13 protein-coding genes are annotated in these 17,848 nt (G+C 60.4%); 11 read left to right on the top strand and 2 right to left on the bottom strand.

All coding sequences use genetic code 11. From position 1 onward, the window contains the following. Positions 1-2: 2 nt before the first annotated feature. Positions 3-2,795, bottom strand: coding sequence for a bifunctional diguanylate cyclase/phosphodiesterase (locus RUGAMON1_RS15495; protein ID WP_445231341.1), 2,793 nt, complete (start codon positions 2,793-2,795; stop codon positions 3-5). A 389-nt stretch (positions 2,796-3,184) separates the two neighbouring features. Between RUGAMON1_RS15495 and RUGAMON1_RS15500 the strand changes: the two genes are divergently transcribed. From RUGAMON1_RS15500 to RUGAMON1_RS15535, 8 genes are all read left to right on the top strand, one after another. After that, a complete protein-coding gene (locus RUGAMON1_RS15500) occupies positions 3,185-4,222 on the top strand; it encodes an NAD(P)H-dependent flavin oxidoreductase (RefSeq protein WP_445231342.1) in 1,038 nt (345 codons plus the stop codon). A 29-nt stretch (positions 4,223-4,251) separates the two neighbouring features. Continuing rightward, the gene (locus RUGAMON1_RS15505; RefSeq protein WP_445231343.1) at positions 4,252-5,880 is read left to right on the top strand and encodes a GMC family oxidoreductase; all 1,629 of its coding nucleotides are present in this window, start codon (positions 4,252-4,254) and stop codon (positions 5,878-5,880) included. 123 nt (positions 5,881-6,003) lie between these two features. Continuing rightward, on the top strand, positions 6,004-6,774 hold the full coding sequence (locus RUGAMON1_RS15510) for an ABC transporter ATP-binding protein (protein WP_445231344.1): 771 nt from the start codon (positions 6,004-6,006) through the stop codon (positions 6,772-6,774). After that, entirely contained in the window at positions 6,774-7,481 is a 708-nt protein-coding gene (locus RUGAMON1_RS15515) for an ABC transporter ATP-binding protein (RefSeq protein WP_445231345.1), read from the top strand. The genes RUGAMON1_RS15510 and RUGAMON1_RS15515 overlap by 1 nt, the downstream gene beginning before the upstream one ends. 62 nt (positions 7,482-7,543) lie before the next feature. Then, positions 7,544-8,752 carry an ABC transporter substrate-binding protein gene (locus RUGAMON1_RS15520; protein WP_445231346.1) on the top strand — a complete coding sequence of 403 codons (1,209 nt, stop codon included), beginning with the start codon at positions 7,544-7,546 and terminating at the stop codon, positions 8,750-8,752. Positions 8,753-8,844: 92 nt separating this feature from the next. After that, positions 8,845-9,729, top strand: a complete 885-nt coding sequence (locus tag RUGAMON1_RS15525) for a branched-chain amino acid ABC transporter permease (protein WP_445231347.1) — start codon at positions 8,845-8,847, stop codon at positions 9,727-9,729. A 10-nt stretch (positions 9,730-9,739) separates the two neighbouring features. Beyond that, positions 9,740-10,723: a branched-chain amino acid ABC transporter permease gene (locus RUGAMON1_RS15530; RefSeq protein ID WP_445231348.1), complete on the top strand. Its 984-nt coding sequence runs from the start codon at positions 9,740-9,742 to the stop codon at positions 10,721-10,723. A 121-nt stretch (positions 10,724-10,844) separates the two neighbouring features. Beyond that, positions 10,845-12,902, top strand: coding sequence for a 3-hydroxybutyrate oligomer hydrolase family protein (locus RUGAMON1_RS15535; RefSeq protein WP_445231349.1), 2,058 nt, complete (start codon positions 10,845-10,847; stop codon positions 12,900-12,902). Between the two features lie 66 nt (positions 12,903-12,968). Here RUGAMON1_RS15535 and RUGAMON1_RS15540 read toward each other — a convergent pair whose 3' ends face one another. After that, positions 12,969-14,135 (bottom strand): iron-containing alcohol dehydrogenase, encoded by a 1,167-nt coding sequence (locus tag RUGAMON1_RS15540; protein WP_445231350.1) that lies wholly within the window; start codon positions 14,133-14,135, stop codon positions 12,969-12,971. Between the two features lie 156 nt (positions 14,136-14,291). Here RUGAMON1_RS15540 and RUGAMON1_RS15545 point away from each other — a divergent pair, with 156 nt between their 5' ends. From RUGAMON1_RS15545 to rsmG, 3 genes are all read left to right on the top strand, one after another. Further along, positions 14,292-15,056 (top strand): sulfite exporter TauE/SafE family protein, encoded by a 765-nt coding sequence (locus RUGAMON1_RS15545; RefSeq protein WP_445231441.1) that lies wholly within the window; start codon positions 14,292-14,294, stop codon positions 15,054-15,056. Between the two features lie 179 nt (positions 15,057-15,235). Further along, positions 15,236-17,179, top strand: coding sequence for a tRNA uridine-5-carboxymethylaminomethyl(34) synthesis enzyme MnmG (mnmG, locus tag RUGAMON1_RS15550; RefSeq protein ID WP_445231351.1), 1,944 nt, complete (start codon positions 15,236-15,238; stop codon positions 17,177-17,179). Continuing rightward, positions 17,176-17,826: a 16S rRNA (guanine(527)-N(7))-methyltransferase RsmG gene (gene rsmG, locus RUGAMON1_RS15555; RefSeq protein ID WP_445231352.1), complete on the top strand. Its 651-nt coding sequence runs from the start codon at positions 17,176-17,178 to the stop codon at positions 17,824-17,826. Before mnmG ends, rsmG begins: the two co-directional genes overlap by 4 nt. Positions 17,827-17,848 lie beyond the last annotated feature (22 nt).

Consider the following 17,848-nt stretch of genomic DNA (forward strand, 5'->3'; position numbering starts at 1 on the left):
CCTTACTCACAAGTCGTCCTGTGGATATCCAGCGAGTTATTCACAGGTCCCAGCTCGTTTTTGATCTGTTTTTCCAGTTCTTCGCCTGAAATCGGCTTGGAAATCAGGTATCCCTGCCCTAAATCGCATCCGGCGGCCGTCAGAGCGGCCAATTGTTGAGGCGTTTCGATGCCTTCGGCGATCACTTTGATGTTCAGCTTGTGCGCCATGGCGATAATTGCCTCGCAAAGCACTATGCCGTCGGTGCCGCTGGACAGATTTGAGACAAAAGTTGGATCGATTTTGATGTAATCGATATCGAATCGCTTCAAAAACGCCACCGAGCAGTAGCCGGTGCCGAAATCGTCCAGCGAAATCTGCATATGGGCGTGCTGGAAAGCCAACATTCGCTCCGAAACCGAGTTGGTAGTGTCCAAAAGCAGGTTTTCCGTCACCTCGATGATGATGCTGTTGGCATCCAGATGCAGTTCCTGGAGAAAATCCAGCCATTGCTGGTAGTTGCTGCCGTTGTCACGGAACTGCCAGGCCGATTTGTTCACGCTGACCTGGAAATCGGGCAATCCCAGCGCCTGCAGTTTCTGCACTTCCTGTGCCGCCTGCTTGAAAACCCAGTCGCCGATGCCGACGATCATGCCGCTGCTTTCGGCGATGCCGATAAATTCAGCAGGATTCAACAGTCCGCGCACCGGATGCTGCCAGCGCACCAGCGCTTCCGCCTTGCAGATCTTGCCGCTGGCCAGGTCGATAATTGGCTGGAACAAGATCCGCAATTCGTTGTGATTGACCGCTTCGCGCAATTCGTTGACCAATGTCATGCGCACACGCGTGGCTTCCTGCATGAACGGAGCGAAATAATTGAAGCGGTTGCGGCCCTGTTGCTTGGCTGCGTACATGGCCTGGTCGGCGTTTTTGATTAAAGTTTCAGCATCGGCGCCGTCTTCAGGGTAGAGCGTGATGCCGATGCTGCTCGAAATACGGGCAATATGCTTGTCGCCGTCATTGCCCAGGTTGAACGGCGTGCTCATTTGCTTAAGAATTTCCTGGGCTGTACGCACCACATCGCCGGCGTTATGCAACTCGCTGAGGATGATGGTGAATTCGTCGCCGCCCAGTCGCGCCACCGTATCGGTGCCGCGCACGGTGCCGGACAAGCGGCTTGCCACTTCTTTGAGCAGCAAATCGCCTTTATCGTGGCCCAGGGTGTCGTTAATTTCCTTGAAATGGTCCAGATCCATGAACACCAGCGCCATCGGCAGATGGGAGCGGTCGGTCTTTTTCATTTCCTGGCGCAGATGCTCGTGGAACATGCGCCGGTTCGGCAAGCCGGTCAGCGCATCGAAGTTGGCCTGGCGCCAGATCAATTCTTCCGATGCTTTCTTTTTCGTGATGTCGCTCAACAGCGCAACATAGCGGAAGGGATTACCCACCTCATCGTAGACGGTGTTGAAGCGCATCGCGACCAGGTATTCGTCGCCGTCTTTATGCTGATGCCAGAGTTCGCCTTCCCATTGTCCGGTTTGGGCAATCGATTCGTACATGCGGGTGAAGAAGTTGATGTCTTGCCGGCTGGTGGTCAGTTCATAGCCGCGGTGGCCGATGACTTCTTTTTCCGTATAGCCGCTCAGCAGCGAGAAGGCTGGATTCACGGTCAAGATGCGTCCATCGGCGTCGGTGACCATCATGCCTTCGCCGCTGTTTTGAAAAAGCAGGGCGGCCAGCTTCATGGATTCTTCGTTTTTCTTGCGCTCTTCCTCGTTGGCCAGCAGTTTTTGCTCCATTTCACGACTGGCGGCGTACAGCGAGCGGAAGCGTAGTTCGCGTTCTTCCTGTTTGGTGTAGGTGCGCAGCGAAAAATGACCGGCGCCTACCATCAGTATCAGCAACATGATCAAACCAGCGCCAGCAATCAGGTAGTTTTGCTGGAGTAGCCTGGCCGATTCCGCATCGTTGCTGCCGACGACGATGATCAAGGGAAGGTTTTCAAATACCCGGTAACTGAACACGCGGGTCAGGCCGTCGGCATTGCTGACGGTTTTGAAAGTCCCTGAACTGGTGCGGCGTACGTTGTCGAACAAGTCGGTCGGTCCCTGATCGCGGGCAAATGATTGTTCGAAATTGGGTACACCGGCGATCACTTTGCCGCCGCTGTGTATCAGCGCGATCGAGATATCGGAACTGAAACGCGAATTTTCAAACACCGTGACGTAGCGATTGACGTTGAGTGGCGCGACGATCACTCCTAGGAATTCGCCCTTGGCGCTTTCCACACGACGGCTGAGAAAAAACAGTCTTTGGTTGCTGCGTCGTCCTATTGACGGTTCGCCGATGAACAATTTGCCACGCATGGCAACATTTTGGTGGGCTTTGAAGTAATCGCGATCGCCGTATCGGGTGCCGGAAATATTATTGCCAACGGAGGCGGCGATCGCTTCGCCTTTGGCATCAAGAAAACTGATCCAGTACTCGCTGTTGAAACCTGAACCGCGCGAGGACAACAACTCCGACACGGTTTCCGGTGAACGTCGTTGCTGCGCATTCAGAACTTTGATGGCGTTGGCAAATCCAATCAGCGACAAATCGACCGATTGTATCGAGTACAGCACATGCGCTTCCATCGCTTTGACGTAGTGCTCGGTCTGGGTTTTGACCGCGAGTTCGCGTTCGACGTAGGTGGTGCGGAATTGGGAAACGACAACAGCAATGGCAAGCGCAGCCATGAGGAAAAGGCCGGTGATCAGACGTCGCCGAAAGCGCAGGTAAGCCGGCGACCGCAGATTTTTGCGCTGTGAGGACAAAATGTCTCCGCCAGGGGCTGTTTGTTTGCGAATTCAGTATAGGGGAAAGCAGATGTTGGCGAAATCTTATTTCCGTTTCAGTGGGGTATCAGGTCGTTCCGGCGCAGCCGCCTGTGGTTTTTGAGTTTATGGTTTACTCTAAAGATGTATATATAAAAATAGTAGTAGTTGTTAACGCAGACACTTTTCTGTGGATAAGTGTTCATTTTGGATTAAAATCAGGCGTTTACGGACTGCATAAGCGGGCGAGAAAGCCGTGTATGAGCAAAGAACTGTTTTGGGATAAGAAAAAGCGTCCCCAAAAATTTTTTGTTTACTCACATTTAGTGCCTGTGGATATCCATAGACTTATCCACATGTCGTAAACGCCACTTTATGCGAGAAATCAGATGAATTTGGCATCCATTTTTCCTCATCCCATCATCCAGGGACCTACTGCCGGCGGCAATAACACACCCGCACAAGTGGCTGCGGTCTCGAATGCCGGCGGACTGGGTTCGCTGGCTTGCTCCTTACTTGCGCCGGACACCATCCGCACCCAGACCGCGCAGATCCGCGCCCTGACCGACAAGCCGTTTTGCCTGAATTTCTTCGTGCTGGAGACGCCCAAGCCGGATCCGGACGAAGTGGCCCGCGCCAAGGAATGGCTGAAGCCGATCGCATCGTCGCTGGGCTGGACCGAAGTGCCGACACCGGCCAAATGGTGCGAAGACTTTGCCGCCCAGTTCGAGGCGCTGATCGAATTGCGTCCCGCAGTGGCCAGTTTTACCTTCGGCATCCTCAGCACCGAGCAGATCCGCCGCCTGCATGACGCCGGTATTTTCGTCATCGGCACCATCACCCACGCCGACGAAGCGCTGGCCTGGCAAAGCAGGGGCGCCGATGCGGTGATCGCTTCCGGCACCGAGTCGGGTGGCCATCGCGGCACCTTCATCGGCGCGCAGGAAGACGCCAGGCTGACCACTTTCGAGCTGCTGCCGACCATCGTCGAGGCGGTGCATATTCCCGTGATCGCCGCCGGCGGCATCATGGACGGCGCCGATATCAAGCGCGCGCTGGATGGCGGCGCCCAGGCGGTGCAGATGGGCACGGCGTTCCTGGTGTGCGACGAATCGTCCATCAATCCAATTTACAAGCAACGCTTGCTGACGGCCGGCGATCATCCGACCCGGCTGACGCGCACGTTTTCCGGTCGCTATGCGCGCGGCCTGGAGAACCGGTTCATGCTTGAAATGGCGCCGGTGGAAAAACAAATCCCCGCCTATCCGATCCAAAACGCACTGACCGGCGCCATCCGGGCGGAAGCGGGCAAGCGCGGCGAGACGGAATTGATGTCGCTGTGGTGCGGTACCGGCGTTGCGCGCGCGCGGCCGATGCCGGCGGCGAAACTGGTTGAGACATTGCTGGCGGAGATAGCAGCCGCCTGACTGAAACAGTACTCTTGGAGGAGAAGTTTTTGGAATCAGCAGGCATTTACGATTACATCATTATTGGTGCAGGCTCGGCGGGCTGCGTATTGGCAAACCGGTTGAGCGCAAACAGAAACGCGAATGTCCTGCTGATCGAGGCGGGTGGTAGAGACGATTATGTGTGGATCCATATTCCTGTTGGTTATCTGCATTGCATAGATAATCCGCGGACCGACTGGATGTTCCGCACCGAAGCCGATCCGGGCCTGGGCGGGCGCAGCTTGCTTTACCCGCGCGGCAAGGTGCTGGGCGGCAGTTCCTCCATCAACGGCATGATCTACATGCGCGGCCAGGCGAGCGACTACGACCGCTGGGCCGAGTTGACCGGCGACGACAGCTGGCGCTGGCAATCGGTGCTGCCCTTGTTTAAAAAGAGCGAGGATTACCACGGCGGCGCTTCCGAACTGCATGGCGCCGGCGGTCCGTGGCGCGTGGAAAAGCAGCGCTTGTCGTGGCAAATCCTGGACGCGTTCCGCGATGCGGCGGAGCAGGTCGGCATCCAGAAAGTGGACGACTTCAATCGCGGCGACAACGCCGGCTGCGGCTATTTTGACGTCAATCAAAAACGTGGCATCCGCTGGAACACGTCGAAGGCGTTTTTGAAACCGGTGTCGATGCGGCCCAACCTGACCATCATGACCGGCTGCCACGTGGAACGTTTGCAGATCGAAATGAGCGATCGCGGACCGGTATGCAAAGGCGTGATTTTCACCGGCGGCGGCACCCAGTTCACGGCGACCGCCGACAAAGAAACCCTGCTGGCGGCTGGCGCCGTTGGTTCTCCACAAATTCTGCAATGCTCGGGCATCGGCGCGGCCGGCAGCTTGCGCCAGCACGGCGTCGAGCCGCTGGCTGATCTGCCCGGCGTCGGCGAAAACCTGCAAGACCATCTGCAACTGCGCATGATCTACAAACTCGGCGGCGGCGCGCGCACGCTGAACACGATGGCGGGCAGCTGGTACGGCAAGATGAAAATCGGCCTTGAATATGCGATGTTCCAGAGCGGGCCGATGTCGATGGCGCCTTCGCAGCTGGGCGCCTTTGCGCGTTCGGACGCCGCGCAGGCCACGCCGAATCTGCAATACCACGTGCAGCCGCTGTCGCTGGAAAAGTTCGGCGAACCATTGCACGCCTTCACCGCATTCACGGCCAGCGTTTGCAATCTGCGTCCGACTTCGCGCGGCCATGTGCGCATCGCCAGCGCCGATTCGTATGCGCCGCCGAAGATTTCGCCGATGTATTTGAGCACGCCGGAAGACCGCAAAGTCGCCGCCGCCGCGTTGACGTTGACGCGCCAGATCGTCGCCGCGCCGGCCTTGCAGCGCTACGCGCCGGAAGAGTACAAGCCCGGCATTCAATACCGCACGGAGGAAGAATTGGCGCAGGCGGCAGGCGCGATCGGCACCACGATTTTCCATCCGGTAGGCACCTGCAAGATGGGCCGCGCGGACGATCCGGGCGCCGTGGTGGACAGCGCGCTGCGTGTAATTGGCGTACAAGGACTGCGTGTGGTTGACGCTTCCGTCATGCCGTTCATAACCTCCGGAAATACCAACTCTCCCACCATCATGATCGCAGAGAAAGCTTCAGAACTGATCCGTTCAGAGTGGAAATGAAACCCTGTGCCCGCTAGGTCTAGATCAAAAGCGGACCGTAGTTATACTGTATTGTTAGCCAATTTGTTACTGTGTATGATCTAAAAAAATTTAGTAGTTTGAAAAGAATAACAAGGAGACAGGATGTCCGGCGTTATCTTGGAAACAAAGCATCTGACCAAGGAATTCAAGGGATTCACCGCGGTCAATGATGTGAATTTAAAAGTGCAGCGCGGCCACATCCACGCGCTGATCGGCCCCAATGGCGCCGGTAAAACCACGTGCTTCAATCTGCTCACCAAGTTTCTGGTGCCCACCTCGGGCCAGATCCTCTTCAACGACAAGGACATCACCGCGGCCAAGCCGGCGCAGATCGCCCGCATGGGCGTGATCCGGTCGTTCCAGATTTCCGCTGTCTTCCCGCATCTGACGGTGCTGCAGAACGTCCGCATCGGATTGCAGCGCCAGCTCGGCACCAGCTTCAATTTCTGGCAGAGCGAACGGTCGTTGAGCAAGTTGAACGACCGCGCCATGCAGCTGCTGGCCGAGGTCGACCTGACCGAATTCGCCGACACCATCACCGTCGATATGCCTTACGGCCGTAAGCGCGCTTTGGAAATCGCCACCACGCTGGCGATGGAACCGGAACTGATGCTGCTGGACGAACCGACCCAGGGCATGGGCCACGAAGACGTGCACCGCGTGACGGAATTGATTAAGAAAGTTTCAGCCGGCCGCACGATCCTGATGGTCGAACACAATATGAAGGTGGTGTCCGGCATCTGCGACAAGATCTCCGTTTTGCAGCGCGGCGCCATGCTGGCCGAAGGCACTTACGCCGAAGTTTCAAGTAATCCACAAGTGATGGAAGCCTACATGGGTACCGAAGCCGCAGTACTGGAAGGAGCCCACTGATGACGGCCGCTCTGGAAATCTCCAACCTGCAGACCTGGTACGGCGAATCGCATATTCTGCACGACGTGAACCTGACGGTGCAGCCCGGCGAAGTGGTCACGCTGCTGGGCCGCAACGGCGCCGGCCGCACCACCACGCTGCGCGCCATCATGGGCCTGACCGGCACCCGCAAGGGTTCGATCAAGGTCAACGGCGAGGAAGCGATCGGCATGCCGACGCATAAAATCGCCCACCTCGGCATCGGCTATTGCCCGGAAGAGCGCGGCATTTTCTCGTCGTTGTCGACCGAGGAAAACCTGATGCTGCCGCCGCAGCTGGCGACCGGCCAGAAGGGCATGTCGGTCGAGGAAATCTACGCGATGTTCCCCAACCTGGAAGAGCGCAAGCACAGCCAGGGCACACGCCTGTCGGGCGGCGAGCAGCAGATGCTGGCGGTGGCGCGCATCCTGCGCACCGGCGCGCGCCTGCTGCTGCTCGATGAAATATCCGAAGGCCTGGCGCCGGTCATCGTGCAGGGCCTGGCCCGCATGATCACCACGCTCAAGGCCAAGGGCTACACCATCGTCATGGTGGAACAGAATTTCCGGTTTGCCGCCCCGCTGGCGGACCGGTTTTATGTGATGGAACACGGTCAGATCGTCGAGACCTTTGTTGCATCGGAATTAGGCGCCAAGATGCCGGTGTTGACCGAGCTTCTGGGTGTCTAAAGGGTTGCAAATAAGTGTACAAAAAATAAGCAAACACTACTTCTTGAACCAACGGAGACAAAATGAAACTTAAAGCCATCACCATCGCAGCCACCGCCGTGTGCGCACTCGGCCTGTCCTTTGCTGCCCAAGCCCAGGTTTCCGGCGACACCATCAAGATCGGCTTGATCACCGACATGTCCGGCCTGTACACGGACATCGACGGCGCCGGCGGTGCCGAGGCCATCAAGATGGCGATTGCCGACGCCGGCGTGGTCATCGCCGGTAAAAAAGTCGAGTTCATCTCCGCCGATCACCAGAACAAGGCCGATATCGCCGCCTCCAAGGCGCGCGAGTGGTTCGACCAGCAGGGCGTCGACATGCTGATCGGCGGCACCAACTCGGGCGCTAACCTGGCCATGGCCAAGGTCGCGGCCGAGAAGAAGAAAGTCTTCATTTCGATCGGCGCCGGCTCGGCCCGTTTGACCAACGAGGAATGCACGCCGTACACGATTCACTACGCCTACGACACCATCGCGCTGGCGCGCGGCACCGGCGGCGCCATTGTCAAACAGGGCGGCAAGAGCTGGTATTTCCTGACCGCCGACTACGCCTTCGGCCAGTCGCTGGAAAAAGATACCGCCGATGTGGTGAAGGCCAACGGCGGCAAGGTGCTGGGTTCGGTCAAGCATCCGCTGTCGGCATCGGACTTCTCGTCCTTCCTGCTGCAGGCGCAGTCTTCGGGCGCGCAGATCCTGGGCCTGGCCAACGCCGGCGGCGACGCGATCAACTCGATCAAGGCCGCCAACGAGTTCGGCATCACCAAGAAAATGAAGCTGGCCGGCCTGCTGATCTTCATCAACGACGTGCACTCGCTGGGCCTGAACCTGACCCAGGGCATGTACCTGACCGACGGCTGGTACTGGGATGCGAACGCCGACACCCGCGCCTGGTCGAAGCGCTACTTCGAGAAGATGAAGAAGGAACCGTCGATGCTGCAGGCGGCCGACTACTCGGCGGCGGCCAACTACCTGAAAGCGGTCAAGGCCGTCGGCAGCGACGACACCGACAAGGTCATGGCCTACCTGAAGGCGAACAAGATCAACGACATGTTCGCCAAGAACGGCGTGATCCGTCCGGACGGCCGCATGGTCCACGATATGTACCTGATGGAAGTGAAGAAGCCGTCGGAATCGAAATATCCATGGGATTACTACAAGGTCGTGGCCACCATTCCGGGCGACCAGGCTTACGCCACCAAGGCGGAAACCAAATGCTCCCTGTGGAAATAAGCTGAGTTGTACACAGGCCGGGCTCCCTTGCCCGGCCTTTTTCTGGTGCCACGCCTGCCCGTCCGGGACGGCGATCTTTATATTGTGATCTCATGGAAATATTCGGCTACCCCTTGCCCATGATTATGAGCCAGCTGATGCTGGGCCTGGTCAACGGCTCCTTCTATGCCATGCTGTCGCTCGGCCTGGCGGTGATCTTCGGCCTGCTGAACGTGATTAACTTCTCGCACGGCGCGCTGTACATGATGGGCGCGTTTGTCGCCTGGATGGGCATGGCCTACCTCGGCCTGAACTACTGGGTGATGCTGGTGCTGGCGCCGTTCATCGTCGGCGTGTTCGGCATCGTCATCGAAAAGACCATGCTGCGCTGGCTCTACAAGCTGGACCATCTTTACGGCCTGCTGCTGACCTTCGGCATCACGCTGCTGGTCGAAGGCGTGTTCCGCTCGTTCTACGGCGTGTCCGGCCAGCCGTTCCAGGTGCCGGAGGCGCTGGCCGGGGCGACCGACCTCGGCTTCATGGTGCTGCCGAATTACCGCGCCTGGGTGGTGGTGGCGTCGCTGGCGGTGTGCCTGTCGACCTGGTTCGTCATCGAGAAGACCAAACTGGGCGCCTACCTGCGCGCCGGCACCGAGAATCCCAAGCTGGTCGAAGCCTTCGGCATCAACGTGCCGCTGATGGTCACGCTGACCTACGGCTTCGGCGTCGCTTTGGCGGGCTTTGCAGGGGTGCTGGCGGCCCCGGTGATCCAGGTGCAGCCCCTGATGGGTCAGAACCTGATTATCGTCGTATTCGCCGTTGTAGTGATCGGTGGCATGGGGTCGATCATGGGCTCCATCCTGACCGGCCTCGGCCTGGGCGTTATCGAAGGCTTGACCAAGGTGTTCTACCCCGAGTTTTCGTCGACGGTGGTGTTCCTGGTGATGGTCATCGTGTTGTTGATCCGTCCTGCCGGCTTGTTCGGCAAAGAAAAATAAGAGGCCGTTGATGAATAAGAACATAGGTTATCTCGTCGCCTTCGCGATCGCGCTGGCGGCGCCGTTTGTCGGCTATCCGATCTTCCTGGCCAAGCTGTTGTGCTTTGCGTTGTTCGCCAGCGCCTTCAACCTGCTGATCGGCTTTACCGGTTTGCTGTCGTTCGGCCACGCGGCCTTCTTCGGCGCCGCCGGTTACGTGGCCGGCAACGCGATGAAGGTGTGGGGCTTGCCGGTCGAACTGGGCCTGCTGGCCGGTGTCGCGGCCGGCGCCTTCATCGGCCTGGTGATGGGCGCGCTGGCGATCCGCCGCCAGGGCATCTACTTCTCGATGATCACCCTGGCGCTGGCGCAGATGGTGTACTTCGGCGCGTTGCGCGCTGGCGAGTTCACCGGCGGCGAAGACGGCTTGCAAGGTGTTCCACGTGGAAAACTGCTGGGCCTGGTCGACCTGTCCAACGATACCGCGCTGTACTTCTTCGTGCTGGGCATCGCGGTGCTGGCCTTCATGCTGATCGTGCGCACCGTGCATTCGCCGTTCGGCCAGGTGCTCAAGGCGATCAAGGAAAACGAGCCGCGCGCGATTTCGCTGGGCTACGATGTGGACAAGTACAAGCTGCTGGCCTTCGTGCTGTCGGCCGCGCTGACCGGCCTGGCGGGCGCGTCCAACATGCTGGTGCAGGGTTTCGAAACGCTGACCGACGTGCACTGGAGCATGTCCGGCCTGGTGATCCTGATGACGCTGGTGGGCGGCATGGGCACGTTTGCCGGCCCGATGCTGGGCGCGATCCTGATCATCGCGCTGGAAAACAAGCTGGGCGATTTCGGCATCTTCATGGTGTCGCATACCGGCATCGAATGGTTCAACACCATCGGCGAGGCGGTCAACATGGTGATCGGCTTTATCTTCATCGTTTGCGTGCTGTTGTTCCGGCGCGGCATCGTCGGCGAGATCGTCGCCAAGTTCGCCGTCAACAACGGCAAAAAACCAGCTTGATGTAGCGCACACGCCGGACGTTCTGTCCGGCGTTTTTTTTTTATCGGTAGTAAATTTTCGTCTGGCCGCCGGCCGGAGTGGGAGTAGTCCGTCCGTAACTTTTATCGACATAGAGGATGACATGCATATCAAAAAAATCACGCTGGCGCTGGCCGGCATTGCGCTGACCGCTTGCGGCGCCAATGAACACGACACGGCCGAGGACTTGAACGTGCTGCCGGCGTACCTGGGCACCATCAGCAGCAAGACCTACGACGGCACCACCGACGATTTGCTGACCGCCGGCCTGGGCGCGACCGGTCTGGCCGGTGCCACGCCGGCATATGCCGACCCGGCCAATCCCACCGCCGCTGAATTGCGCCGCAACGCCATCCACGCCAACTACCGCGCCGTGCTCGACATCAACGTCAACAGCGGCTACGGCACCTTGTATGGCCCGAATGTGGACGCCAAGGGCGGGATCGGATCGGGGCAGGGCATGATCGCCGGCACCGAATACATCGCCTACTCCGACGACGGCACGGGCAACCAGAACGTGACGTTGATGGTGCAGATACCGAACGGCTTCGACATCAACAATCCCTGCATCGTCACCGGTACCTCGAGCGGATCGCGCGGCATCTATGGCGCCATCGGCAGCGCCGGCGAATGGGGCCTGAAGAACAACTGCGCCGTGGCCTACGCGGACAAGGGCAGCGGCAACGGCCTCTACACGTTTGACGACGACAGCGTGAACCTGCAAAACGGCGTGCGCGCCACCCGCACCGCAGCCGGCAAGAACGCCATCTTCGCACCGGCATTGAGCGATGCCGACCGCGCCGCGTTCGCCTCGTCATCGCCGGCGCGCATCGCCTTCAAGCACGCGCACTCGCAGCAGAACCCGGAAAAGGATTGGGGCAAGGTCACGCTGCAATCGCTGGAATTCGCCTTCTATGTGCTCAATGAAAAGTACGGCGTGCTGGCCAAGGACAACAAAAGCCACATCGTGCGCCTGACGCCGAAGAACACGGTGACGATCGCCTCCAGCATTTCCAACGGCGCCGGCTCGGCTCTGCTCGCTGCGGAACAGGACACCAAGGGCCTTATTGGGGGCGTGGCGGCCACCGAGCCGCAGGTGCAGCCCAAGGCCGCCACCGGCTACACGGTGCGCCAGGGCGGCGTCAACGCGACGGGGCAGGGCAAGGCGCTGTTCGACTACTCGACCTATGCCGCGCTATACCAGCCGTGCATCGCATCGACCGCCGCCGCGCCGGGCCGCTGCACGGCGCTGGCCGCCAAGGGCTTGCTGACCGGCGCCGACCTGCCGTCGCAGCAGGCTGACGCCAAGGCCCGCCTGAAGGCCTACGGCTGGCTGGTGGATTCCGACATTCTGCAAGCGGCCCACGCCGGCACCAATATCCTGGTGGCGGTGACGTACGCCAATGCTTACGGCAAGTTCTCGGTGACGGACAAGGTGTGCGGATTCTCGTTTGCCGCGACCGATGTGACGGGCGCTCCGGTGGCCTTCACGGCGGCGCAAAAAGCCAGCAGCTTCGCGACGCAAAGCGGCATCATCGGCAGCGTGGTCTATGAGAATTCGGTAGGCGGCGCCAAGGCCTACAACCTTGGTGTGTCCCCGAGCAGCACGCTGGCGGACCAGTCGCTGGACGGCTTCCTGTGCCTGCGCTCGCTGGCGACGGGTGTCGATCCTGTCACCGGCGGCGCGCTGAGCGCGACGCTGGCGGCGCAAAGCGCGCGCGTGAAGGCGGGCATGGCCGAGGTGGCGGCGACCGGCAATCTGCACGGCAAACCGGCCATCATCGTGCAGGGACGCAGCGATACGCTGATTCCGGTCAACTTTGCTTCACGTTCCTATGTGGGCTTGAATGCATCGGCGGAGGGCGGGGCGAGCAAGCTGCGCTACATCGAAGTGACCAACGCCAACCACTTCGACTCGTTCACCAACGCGCTGCCGGCCAATATCGTGCCCTTGCACGTCTACCTGTTCCGCGCGCTGGATGCGATGCTGGCCAACCTGCGCAGCTCGGCGGTGGCGTTGCCTCCCTCGCAGGTTGTGCGCACGGTGCCGCGTGTCGATAACACCTCGTTGATCACCGTGGCCAATGTACCGCCGATCGCCGCCGCGCCGGGCGCCAATGCCATCACGGTCACCGGCACCACGGTCGATGTGCCCAACTGACGTAACCCGTAAAGCCTGGGGTCTGACCCCGTACGGGGTCAGACCCCTTCGGAGCGCCGTGCGGGGTTATAGCGCCGCAGCGTAGATCGCCCTCGCATCGTCGCGCGTGACGGTGCGGGGGTTATTTCCCAACAAGCGGGTCTGGAGCATGGCGTCATCCGCCAGCCGGTCCAGATCCGTTTCCCTGATCCCCACCTGCTGCAAAGTCCGCTCTATCCCCGTGATGGTGGCTATTTGTTGCATCGCAACAACCAGCGCCTCCGCCCTCGCCTCGACGCTGCCGCTCACCTCGGGCACGACGATCTCCGCCAGTTCCGCATACAGCGCAGCCGCCTCCGGTGCATTGAAACGCAACACGTGCGGCAGCACCAGCGAGTTCGACAGCCCATGTGGCACGTGGAATATGCCCCCTATCGGATACGCCAGCGCATGCACCGCCGCCACCGGCGCGTTGGAAAACGCCTGTCCCGCCAACATCGCGCCGAGCAGCATGGCTTGCCGCGCCGCCAGGTCGCGGCCGTTTTCGCAAGCGCGGATCAGGTTGGCCGACAGCAGACCCAGCGCCTTGCGCGCAAAGATATCGGACAGCGGGTTCTTTTTGTGGCGGCTGGTGTAGGCCTCGATCGCGTGCACCATCGCGTCGATGCCGGTCGCGGCGGTGACCATGGGCGGCAGGCCGATGGTCAGCTCGGCATCCAGCAATGCCAGATCGGCATAGAGTTGCGGCGCGACGACGCCCATTTTTGTGGTAGTGCCGGTGGTGACGATGGCGATGTTGGTGACCTCCGAGCCGGTGCCGGCGGTGGTCGGAATCTGCACCAAAGGCAGCCGCGCACCCTGCACATTGCCGATGCCGTAGATGGCGCTGAGCGGCTGCTCGCTGCCCGCCAGCACGGCGATCAGCTTGGCGACATCCATCGAGCTGCCGCCGCCGAGGCCGATGACGAGGTCGGTGCGATGCTTGCGCGCGGCAGCCACGGCGTCCAGCACGACCTGCTCCGGCGGGTCTGCCACGACCTTGGAATAGACTTCCACCGCCACGCCCGCGGCGCGCAGGCTGGCGGCCGGAGCCTCGACCAGGCCGGTTGCCAGGAAGCCGGGATCGGTGACGAGCAGGGCGCGCCTGGCCGTCGGAAAGCGCTGGGCGATATGTTCGCCCAAGCGTCCGGCTGCGCCGAGCTCGGAAACGATGTGGGCGACGGTGCTGAATGCGAACGCTGGGAAGTCGGTCATGGCGGTTCCAGGGTGGTGGATTTCACGTGAAGCTTACCTCATGCGCGGCCGTCGTGCCTGTCGTGGTCCATGCAGTGTCCATGCAGCATGCGCATGAGCCGCTCCGAATTTCTTCCGTACAATATAGCCTTCGCAAGCGTAAAGGATGGCAAGGTGATGGTCGATTATCTGGTGTTGGGAGTGGCGGCGTTCGGTGCGGGTCTGGTGGATGCGGTGGTCGGGGGCGGGGGACTGATACAGCTGCCGGCGATGTTCTCGGTGTTTCCCAACATGGCGCCCGCCACGCTGATCGGCACCAACAAGCTGGCCAGCATCTTCGGCACCGGCGTCGCGGCGGTGAGCTACGCGCGTCGCGTCGCCATCGCCTGGTCGGTTGCCACGCCGGCCGCACTGGCCGCGTTGATCTTCGCCTTCCTCGGCGCCTACACGGTGACCAAGGTCTCGGCCGAGTTCATGCGCCTGCTGTTGCCGGTGGTGCTGGTGGCGGTCGCCATCTACACCTTCGCCAAGAAGGACTTCGGCAGCGTGCACGCACCCATCCACTCGGGCGCCCGGGAGCAGACGCTGGCGCTGCTGATCGGCGCCGGCATCGGCTTCTACGACGGCTTCTTCGGCCCCGGCACCGGCAGCTTCCTGGTGTTCCTGTTTGTGCGTATCTTCGGCTTCGACTTCCTCGGCGCGTCGGCCGTGGCCAAAGTCGTCAACGTCGCCTGCAACTTCGCCGCGCTGATCTGGTTCGGCTACAGCGGCCACCTGATCTGGCAGTTGGGCATCATCATGGCGGTGGCCCAGATCGCCGGCTCCATCATCGGCTCGCGCATGGCAATGAAGCATGGCAGTGGATTCGTTCGTAAGCTGTTCCTGGTCGTGGTCACCATCCTGATCCTGAAAACTGGCTACGATGCATGGTTGCGTTGGTGACACTGTTTCACGTGGAACCAAAAGAGGGCTCTTGTGGTTGCCAATGAGGGTAACGATAAGGGCCCTTTTTCAATGTTTCACGTGGAACAATTTGACGATATTTTTTTGCTTAAAAAAGTCGCAGCCACAAAAAGACTCTATAATCTGACCTTGATCCCTTCGCTTTAACCAATTCCAACATGCTATTTCCTACAAAATTCGACGTCATCGTCGTCGGTGGCGGTCACGCCGGCACCGAGGCGGCCCTCGCTTCGGCCCGCATGGGCCAGCAGACTTTGCTGCTCACGCATAACATTGAGACGCTGGGCCAGATGTCGTGCAACCCATCCATCGGCGGTATCGGCAAAGGCCATCTGGTCAAGGAAGTCGACGCCATGGGCGGCGCCATGGCCATCGCCACCGATGAGTCGGGCATTCAGTTCCGCATCCTGAACTCGTCTAAAGGCCCTGCCGTGCGCGCCACCCGCGCCCAGGCCGACCGCATCCTGTATAAGCAAGCCATCCGTTCGCGCCTGGAAAACCAGCCCAATCTGTGGCTGTTCCAGCAGGCTGTCGACGACCTGATGGTGGAGGGCGACCGCGTGATCGGCGCCGTCACCCAGATCGGCCTGAAGTTCCTGGCACCGGCCGTGGTGCTGACCGCCGGTACTTTCCTCGACGGGAAGATCCACGTCGGCTTGCAAAACTACTCGGCCGGCCGCGCCGGCGATCCGCCGGCGATCTCGCTGTCGGCCCGCCTGAAGGAACTGAAGCTGCCGCAAGGCCGCCTGAAGACCGGCACGCCGCCGCGCATCGACGGCCGCAGCATCGACTTCTCGCTGATGACCGAACAGCCCGGCGACCTCGATCCGGTGCCGGTATTCTCGGTGATGGGCAATGCCGCCATGCACCCTGAGCAAATGCCGTGCTGGGTTACGCACACCAACACCCAGACCCACGACATCATTCGCGCCGGCCTGGATCGCAGCCCGATGTACACCGGCGTCATCGAAGGTGTCGGCCCGCGCTACTGCCCGTCGATCGAAGACAAGATCCACCGCTTCTCGGCCAAGGAATCGCACCAGATTTTCCTGGAACCGGAAGGCCTGACGACCAACGAATTCTATCCAAACGGCATCTCCACCAGCCTGCCATTCGACGTGCAGATCGCCCTGGTGCGCTCGATGAAGGGCATGGAAAACGCCCACATCCTGCGTCCCGGCTACGCCATCGAATACGATTATTTCGACCCGCGCGGCCTCAAGGCTTCGCTGGAAACCAAGGCGGTTGGCGGCCTGTACTTCGCCGGCCAGATCAACGGCACCACCGGCTACGAAGAAGCGGCGGCGCAGGGCATGCTGGCCGGCATCAACGCCGCGCTGCAAACCCAGGGCCGCGAAGCCTGGACGCCGGCCCGTTCCGAAGCCTACCTGGGCGTGATGGTCGACGACCTGGTCACGCAAGGCGTGATGGAACCTTACCGCATGTTCACCAGCCGCGCCGAGTATCGCCTGAGCCTGCGTGAAGACAATGCCGACATGCGCCTGACCGAGATCGGCCGCAAACTGGGCGTGGTCGGCGATGCACAATGGGAAGCGTTCGAGACCAAACGCGAGGCCGTGGCGCGCGAGCTGGAGCGTCTGCGTTCCACGTGGGTCAATCCGCGCATCCTGGAAGCGGCCGAATCCGAACGCGTTATCGGCCAGGCGATCGAGCGCGAGTACTCGCTGGCGAACCTGCTGGCCCGTCCCGGCGTCGACTACGACAAGCTGATGAGCCTGTCCGGCATCGACGGCCGCGAGCTGGCCGGCCCCGGCGTGGCCGACGAAGCGGTGCGCGAACAGGTGGAAATCCAGCTCAAATATTCGGGCTATATCGATCGCCAGACCAAGGAAGTCGAGCGTCACGAGCACTACGAAAACCTGAAATTGCCGGAAGGTTTCAACTACCTGGACATCACCGCGCTGTCGGTGGAAGTGCGCCAGAAGCTGCACGCGCAGCGTCCGGAAACGCTGGGCCAGGCATCTCGCATTTCCGGCGTGACGCCGGCGGCGATTTCGCTGCTGCTGGTACACCTGAAGAAGGCCGGTTTCGGCGGTTTTGTTAGTCCTGATAATGCTCAAAAAGATGAGGCTGTTCAATGAAGGTGTTTGACCGTGCAGTACTAGCGGATGTTTTAAAACAAGGCATCAACAGTCTGAAGCTGGGCCTCGGCGACGACCAGGTGGAGAAATTGCTGGACTACCTGGCGCTGCTGAACAAGTGGAATTCGGTGTACAACCTGACCTCGGTGCGTGATCCGATGCAGATGGTCACCTTGCATGTGCTGGACTCGCTGGCGGCGGTGCCTGCCTTCGCCGGCGCGCAGAACGTGCTGGACGTGGGAGCAGGGGGCGGACTGCCGGGCATGGTGCTGGCGATCAGCCGTCCGGACATGAAAGTGTCGATGATCGACACGGTGCACAAGAAGACCGCGTTCCTGAACCAGGTGAAGGCGGAGCTGGGCCTGGCCAACGTGACGGTGTACACCAAGCGCGTGGAGCAGCTGGAAGTGAAGACGAAATTCGACGTCATCACCTCGCGGGCTTTTGCGGACCTTTCCGACTTCGTCAACTGGTCGGGGCACCTGCTGCAAGAGGGCGGGCGATTCATAGCCCTGAAAGGAACGGCGCCTGCAGAGGAGCGGGAGCGACTGCCAGAGCCATGGAAAGTGCAGAAACTGGAGCCTTTAGAAGTGCCGGGGCTGGACGCGGAGCGCCACCTGGTTTTTATCCAAGCCGAAACTAAGTAAATGATTTATACGGTATAAATCG

Origin of the sequence: Duganella rhizosphaerae (assembly GCF_040364205.1) — a bacterium.
GTDB lineage: Bacteria > Pseudomonadota > Gammaproteobacteria > Burkholderiales > Burkholderiaceae_D > Rugamonas > Rugamonas rhizosphaerae.